At 74.5% G+C, this 6,051-nt stretch carries 8 protein-coding genes and 1 pseudogene; 6 read left to right on the top strand and 3 right to left on the bottom strand.

Annotated elements, in window-relative coordinates:
* On the bottom strand, window positions 1–1,527 hold a 1,527-nt coding region (locus tag BG452_RS27965), incomplete at its 3' end, for a M48 family metallopeptidase (RefSeq protein WP_188307132.1).
* 523 nt (window positions 1,528–2,050) lie between these two features.
* Window positions 2,051–2,275 (bottom strand): hypothetical protein, encoded by a 225-nt coding sequence (locus BG452_RS27960; RefSeq protein ID WP_188307131.1) that lies wholly within the window; start codon window positions 2,273–2,275, stop codon window positions 2,051–2,053.
* Between the two features lie 160 nt (window positions 2,276–2,435).
* Here BG452_RS27960 and BG452_RS27955 point away from each other — a divergent pair, with 160 nt between their 5' ends.
* The 5 genes from BG452_RS27955 to BG452_RS27935 all read left to right on the top strand — a co-directional run bounded on the left by BG452_RS27955 (window position 2,436) and on the right by BG452_RS27935 (window position 5,016).
* Window positions 2,436–2,894 (top strand): SRPBCC family protein, encoded by a 459-nt coding sequence (locus BG452_RS27955; RefSeq protein ID WP_188307130.1) that lies wholly within the window; start codon window positions 2,436–2,438, stop codon window positions 2,892–2,894.
* Between the two features lie 130 nt (window positions 2,895–3,024).
* Window positions 3,025–3,450, top strand: a complete 426-nt coding sequence (locus BG452_RS27950; RefSeq protein ID WP_188307129.1) for a hypothetical protein — start codon at window positions 3,025–3,027, stop codon at window positions 3,448–3,450.
* A 28-nt stretch (window positions 3,451–3,478) separates the two neighbouring features.
* Window positions 3,479–3,691: a DUF6296 family protein gene (locus BG452_RS27945; RefSeq protein ID WP_188307128.1), complete on the top strand. Its 213-nt coding sequence runs from the start codon at window positions 3,479–3,481 to the stop codon at window positions 3,689–3,691.
* 214 nt (window positions 3,692–3,905) lie between these two features.
* Window positions 3,906–4,472, top strand: coding sequence for a DJ-1/PfpI/YhbO family deglycase/protease (locus BG452_RS27940; RefSeq protein ID WP_188307127.1), 567 nt, complete (start codon window positions 3,906–3,908; stop codon window positions 4,470–4,472).
* A gap of 256 nt (window positions 4,473–4,728) precedes the next feature.
* Window positions 4,729–5,016, top strand: a complete 288-nt coding sequence (locus BG452_RS27935; RefSeq protein ID WP_188307126.1) for a helix-turn-helix transcriptional regulator — start codon at window positions 4,729–4,731, stop codon at window positions 5,014–5,016.
* A gap of 34 nt (window positions 5,017–5,050) precedes the next feature.
* On the opposite strand, the gene BG452_RS27930 is transcribed toward BG452_RS27935, so the two are convergent.
* Window positions 5,051–5,218, bottom strand: a complete 168-nt coding sequence (locus tag BG452_RS27930) for a hydrophobic protein (protein WP_188307125.1) — start codon at window positions 5,216–5,218, stop codon at window positions 5,051–5,053.
* A 134-nt stretch (window positions 5,219–5,352) separates the two neighbouring features.
* Here BG452_RS27930 and BG452_RS27925 point away from each other — a divergent pair.
* Window positions 5,353–6,051: pseudogene (locus BG452_RS27925) on the top strand (homoserine dehydrogenase); the annotation flags it as partial.

The following is a 6,051-nucleotide window of genomic DNA, read 5'->3' as shown; positions in this document are numbered from 1 at the left end:
GTCGAAGCCGTCCTCGAAGCCGTCCGGCAGCCGGAGTTCGGTGGGCCCGGACCAGGAGAGCTCCCAGCCCGCCAGGCCGGCCTCGGCCAGGGCAACGACGGTGGCGTGCGCCAGTTCCTCGCGCAGCCTCGGGCGGGCGAACTCGCGGGCGGCCCGGCCGGTGGCGGCGGCGGCCTGGTCGCTCTTCGGCAGCCGGTCGGTGAACTCCCAGGCCCGGCCGGCGTCGATGCCGTCGAGCAGGCCGTGGGCGCTGGGCGGCAGGCCGAGGCCGGTCAGGGCCTGGCGGGCCGGGCCGGCCGCCTCGCGGGCGTGGGCCAGCATCGCCGCGCGGACCAGCTCGGGCCACTCCACCCGCTGCTTGCCGGCCGCCTCGGGGATCAGCGAGACGACCTCCAGCTGGGTGAGCACCCGCTCGGCCTCGCGCAGCAGGGCGAGCGCGGGCTCGGTGGTGCCGCTGCCGCGGCCGTCGTCGGGCAGCGCCTCGATCGCGGCGACCCGGAGGTGGATCGGCGGGTGCGAGTCGTACGGGTCGGGCTCCTCCTCGGGCAGTTCGAGGATGTGCTCGGCGAGTTCGGCCCGGCGCTTCGGGTCGCTCAGAAGGTGCTGCAGGCCGCCGTAGACCTGGCCGGGCAGCGGGAGCAGGCCGACGTCCCAGCCGATGGTGACGTAGCGGTTGAGGTAGAAGTTCTGCGCGGAGACCAGCGCCGGGATCCTGCGCAGCGCCGCGGCGGTGGCGTCCCGGCCCGCCAGCTGGGCGGCGACCTGGTCGGCGGCGTACTCCTGGCGGCGGCCGACGGCCTCGGAGACCCGGAAGTAGAGCTTGGCGTAGAGGGTGAACAGCCCGGCCAGGAAGCGGTCGATGCCGCCGCCGGCCTGCTCGCCGGAGGGCTTGCGGCCCTTGGCCAGCCGCTTCTCGGCCTTGGCGGCGAGCTTGGCGGCCTCCTCGACCTCGTGCTGGTCGGCGCGCTGGTGCAGCCCGCCGACGGTGTGCAGGAGGGCGCGCCGGCCGGCGACGGTGACGGCGGCCAGCCGGACGTCCCGGTTGCTGTAGTGGCCGAACTCGTGCGCCAGTACGGACTCCAGCTCACCCTCGCTGAGGCCGATCAGCAGCGGGGCGCCGATCACCAGGTGGCGCTTGCCGGGGATCAGGCCGAGCAGCCTGGTCTCCTCCAGGACGCCCGCGTTGACCTCGGGCACGAGCCGGATCTCGGCCGGGCCGCGGACGCCCGTCCGCTCGGCGATCCGGTCGACCAGGGCCCAGACGGCGGGCTGGTGCTCCCGCGTGAGCAGCACACCGGGCAGGTCGCCGTCGTCCTTGCGGCGGCGGGTCAGGAACACGACCCGGACGACGGGGTAGCCGACCATGGCGGTCAGCCCCCAGATCTTGATCAGCCCGGGGCGGAACTCGCCCGAGGCCTGGTACAGGGCGATGTCGAGGGCCAGCAGGCCCGCGAGGATGCCGAGGGCGAGCAGGTAGAAGCCGGCGAGCAGGGCCACGGCTGTGACGGCTCTGGCTGATGTGCTCATGGCAGTGGAACGCCGGGGCGCGCCCATGCGATGGTCCTCCCCCTGGGCGCGACGGCAGGGCGGCGCGCGGTCTTTGCATGGTGAACGGGTGTACGACGAGTGAGGATCGTAGCGGTCGCCGAACCGTCCTCGCACCGCGGTTTCCGCCCACGGGAACCCGCTCCCACCTGCGGGTTCGTCATTGCTTCCGATTCGTGCGGGCTTGCGGGGATTCAATGTCCGGGATCGGCCCGATCAGCCGAGAGTAACGATTCGGCACACCCGGTCCGCGAAGACGGCCGGTCTCCCGCGGATCGCGCCGTCCACGGCGCCGGCCGGCCCGGGCGGACGCCGACCCGCTGGACCGCCGGCGCGCCATGGGACTGGCCATCGGCAGTACGGCGGAGCGGTTCGGCGTGACCCCGCACGCCGCCCTGACCGCCGCTCACCGGCCGGCAGGGCGACCGGCCCCGGCCTCGACACCGTGGTCCGCGGACGGCCGGTGGCAGTGGGGGCCACGCCGGTCCGAGGCGCCCTCCGGGCGTCAGCGGCCGGTGGCCGCGAGCGCCTCACGGACGGTCACCAGGCACGGGTCGCAGTACCGGTCGGGCACCTCCGCGCCGGCACCGTCGCCCGCCGGGACCACACGCTGGGACGGTTCGAGGAACCGCCCGCACAGCGACGCCGTCGCGTCGTCCTTCGCCACCACGTGCCACACCACGGCGGGCGGTGACACCGCCGGGTCGTGCTCGGCCCACATCTCGTACACGGGGACCTCCGGGGTCTCGGGACTCGGTCACCCCATGCAAACCCGGGACACCCCGGTCGGCCACCGGGCCGGACCCGGTGGGATGGTTACGCCGCCCAGGGGCGGGCAGACGCGTGGTCGGCCGGGACGGGCCCGGCCGCACTCGCGAGGAGGCTCGAGGATGAGCATGGTGAAGGAGTCCGTGGACGTCGCCGTCCCGCTGCACACGGCCTACAACCAGTGGACGCAGTTCGAGGAGTTCCCCCGCTTCATGGAGGGCGTCGACGCGGTGACGCAGCTGGACGACCGCCACAACCACTGGCGGACCAGCATCGGCGGGGTCAGCCGGGAGTTCGACACCGAGATCGTCGACCAGCAGCCGGACGAGCGGATCGCCTGGCGGACCAGGGACGGCGAGGTGGACCAGAAGGGCGTCGTGACCTTCCAGCGGCTCGACGACCGGCACACCCGGGTCAACATGGCCATCGACTTCCGGCCCGAGGGCATGGCCGAGAAGGCCGGTGACGTGATGGGCGTGGTCGACCGGCGGGTGAAGGGGGACTTGAAGCGCTTCAAGGAGTTCATCGAGGAGCGCGGCCGGGAAGAGGGCGGCTGGCGCGGCCGGATCAGCCCGGGCTGACCGCATCCGCGGGTCAGGCTCCGTTCCCCCGGGAACGGAGCCGCACCCGCGCGTCGGCGGCGTGCGCCGGCCGGCCCCTCGTGGCCCGCACCGGCGGGTTTGCCCCGGCGGTGCGGGGTAGGCGCGCGGCATGGAGGACATCGGACACCCGGCGGACGGCCCGGCCGACGACGGCACGGAGGAGTTCGACCTGTGCGATCACTGCGGCCAGGTCGTTCCCGTCCGGGAACTGCTCTGCGCGATGGTGCCGGACTCCTCCGCGCTGCACCCGAGCGACCCGGATCTGGACGGCAGTCGGGTGCTCACCGCCTGCGGCGTGGAGCACCTGGCCGAGTTGGTCGGGCAGTACCGCCGTCGCCCCTTCGTCCCCGAGGAGCAGTGGGCGGGCAAGATCTGCCGGGCCCTCGCCGGGCAGGACGATCCCGTCCCGCTCAGCCTGGTCGCCCGGCTGAGCGGCCTGTCCGTGGAGCAGGCGACGCGGGGCGTGGAGTGGCACAACGCCCGCGCCCGCGCCTGGCGGGCCCGCTACGGCGGCCCGGCCGAGGGCGAGCAGTGAACCGACCAGCCACGGAGGATGACGAACCATGAGGACCGCGAAACGCTACCGCCTGGTCGCCACCGACCCGTACCGGGAGTTCGTGCTCACCGCCACCGGGGCGATGGGCAGTTCGGGCACCGAGGTGTACGTGGACGAGTCCGGGGCGGTCCGGGTCGAGATCGATGCCGAGGGCGAGGTGCGGACCATCACCACCGCCGTCCCGCTGGGCCGCCCGGTCCGTGCGGAGCCGCTGGACTGACCGCCGTTCCGTCGCTCCGATGAGCCGTCGGCTGGTCCCGAGGTCGCGCCCGGAACCAGCCGGTGCGGTCCGGCGCGGTCCGGTGCAATCGGTCCGGTCCCGTCGGTCCGGTGCCACCGATCCGGGCATGACCGGGCGGAAGCCGGGTACCCGCCGGCACCCGGGGGCGCGGCCGACCGCGCCCGACGCCCGCTGACGCTGCCCAGGAGGAGCGATGACCCACCCCACCAAGGTCCTGGCGATCGTGACGAACTACGGCGTCGAACAGGACGAACTCCTCGTCCCGGTACGGCACCTGCGCGGGAGCGGCGGCCAGGTCGACATCGCGGCCCCGCACCGGGACGACATCCGGACCCTGGTCCACGACCGGGAGCCGGGCGAGACCGTGCGCCCGACCCACGCCCTCGACGAGATCGACCCCGCGGGGTACGACCTGCTGCTCATCCCCGGCGGCACCCTCAACGCGGACGCCCTGAGACTCCGCCTGGAGGCGGTGGCCATCCTGCTCGCCTTCACCACCTCGGGCCGGCCCGTCGCCGCCATCTGTCACGGCCCGTGGCTGCTGGCCGAGGCGGGCGTCGCCTACGGCAAGCGGCTCACCTCCTACCCGTCCCTGCGCACCGACCTCGCCAACGCCGGCGCGACCTGGGTGGACGAGCCACTGGTCGCCGACGACGCCAACGGCTGGCGGCTGCTCACCTCCCGCAACCCCGGGGACCTCGACGACTTCCTGCGCGGCATCGACGCCGCCCTGAACGCCCGGGCGGGGAAGGCCGCCTGACCGTGTCGGCTCGTGGCGAAGGCCCGTACGGATGTCGTACGGGCCTTCGCCACGAGCCGACACCGGGAAGGCGACTGCTCAGCCCGCCGAGCGCGAACCCCGCCCCGCGCGGCGGCCCGTCGGCCGCCGGGTTCTCCTGGGTGCGCCACACTCCTGCGGGCTGCCGCCGGCGCGGTCGGCAGACGGCACCGGGCGAGTGGATCGGATCGGATCCGCGGCCGCCGCAGGGGCAGGGCACCGGCCGTAGGCTGAGACCATGACCGAGCGGCGAGCGGGCCTGGGGTGGACCTTCCTCACGAACCACGCCCGCGTCCTGGTGCAGATCGCCCGCGACCCCGGCGTCAGGGTGCGGGACATCGCGGCCAGCTGCCTGCTCACCGAGCGGGCGGTGCAGCGGATCATCGCGGACCTCGAAGAGGCCGGGTACCTCACCCACGAGCGCCGGGGGCGGGTCAACCACTACCACGTGATCGCGGGCAAGCAGCTGCGCCATCCGGCGGACGCCGGGCCCACCCTCGCCGAGCTGCTCGCCGTGCTGCGTTGACGGCGGGCCACCCGCCGAGGCCGGGGGAGTACGGTCACCACCGGTACCACCTGTTGCCACCGCCGCGGCCGCCCGCAGTGAACACGAAACCGAGGATCCACACCACCAGGACGGCGAGCGCGATCCACCACAGGATGTGGATGGCGAAGCCCGCACCGCCGAGGATGATCGCCAACAGCAGGACGAGGACGAGGAGAAGCATCGGAATCGGCCCTCTCGTGAGGAACGGACGGTAGGGATCCGGCGTGTGCCCGCTGCGGCCCGGTCCATTCCTCGCCCGGGAGGCCGACTGCCGGCGACCCCCGAGCCTGATAGCCCCCGGGGTATCCTCGCCGGATGCCTCCACCAGATGTCCGGACCGGTACCCCGCCCGTAGCGGCCGTCGTCCTGTCGGGCTACGGCCCCGTCGGCCGCGCCTACGCCGAGCGACTGCTGGCGCAGGGTGACGGGATCGCGCGCGAGTACGGTGTCCGGCCGAGGCTCGCGGCGGTGCGGGTCGGATCCGCACAGGTGGAGCCCGGTGACGGCGGGCCGGTCCCGCCTCGAGCGGAGTGGGGTCCGCTGACCTCCCTGGCGCGGACCCTCGACCGGACCGGCGCGCGGGTGCTCGTCCAGGCGCTGCCGTCCTCCCCGCAGGCGCGGCAGCAGGCCGCCGAGGAGGCCGTCCTGGCGCTGAGCCGAGGCGTCCACGTGGTCACCGCCACCAAGAGTCACCTGCTGAGCCACTGGAACGAACTCGCCGGGGCCGCGCGAGCGGGCGGCAGCCTGATCAGGATCTCCGGGGCCACCGGCGCCGCCCTCCCGGCGGCGGACCTGGCGCGCACCGGGGTGCGCGGCCTCGGCTGCCGGTCGATCCGGGCCTGCCCCAACGGGACGGCCACCTTCGTGCTCGACCGCCTGGCGGAGGGCGACTCCCTCGACCGGGCGGTCGGTGAGGCCCAGCGCCGTGGCATCGCCGAGGCCGACCCCTCGGCCGACCTCTCGGGCGGCGACGCGGCCACCAAGGTGCGGCTGCTCGCGGCCCTGCTGTGGGGC

The organism is Streptomyces sp. CBMA123, from assembly GCF_014596465.1.
Classification (GTDB): Bacteria; Actinomycetota; Actinomycetes; order Streptomycetales; family Streptomycetaceae; genus Kitasatospora.
The sequence above is the reverse complement of the archived record's forward strand: the minus strand, read 5'-3'. Positions and strand labels throughout refer to the sequence as shown.

Coding starts and splice junctions, on each gene's coding strand:
- BG452_RS27950 (WP_188307129.1), top strand. CDS start 3,025: ATGGAGGACATCGGACACCCGGCGGACGGCCCGGCCGACGACGGCACG.
- BG452_RS27955 (WP_188307130.1), top strand. CDS start 2,436: ATGAGCATGGTGAAGGAGTCCGTGGACGTCGCCGTCCCGCTGCACACG.
- BG452_RS27945 (WP_188307128.1), top strand. CDS start 3,479: ATGAGGACCGCGAAACGCTACCGCCTGGTCGCCACCGACCCGTACCGG.
- BG452_RS27940 (WP_188307127.1), top strand. CDS start 3,906: ATGACCCACCCCACCAAGGTCCTGGCGATCGTGACGAACTACGGCGTC.
- BG452_RS27935 (WP_188307126.1), top strand. CDS start 4,729: ATGACCGAGCGGCGAGCGGGCCTGGGGTGGACCTTCCTCACGAACCAC.
- BG452_RS27930 (WP_188307125.1), bottom strand. CDS start 5,218: ATGCTTCTCCTCGTCCTCGTCCTGCTGTTGGCGATCATCCTCGGCGGT.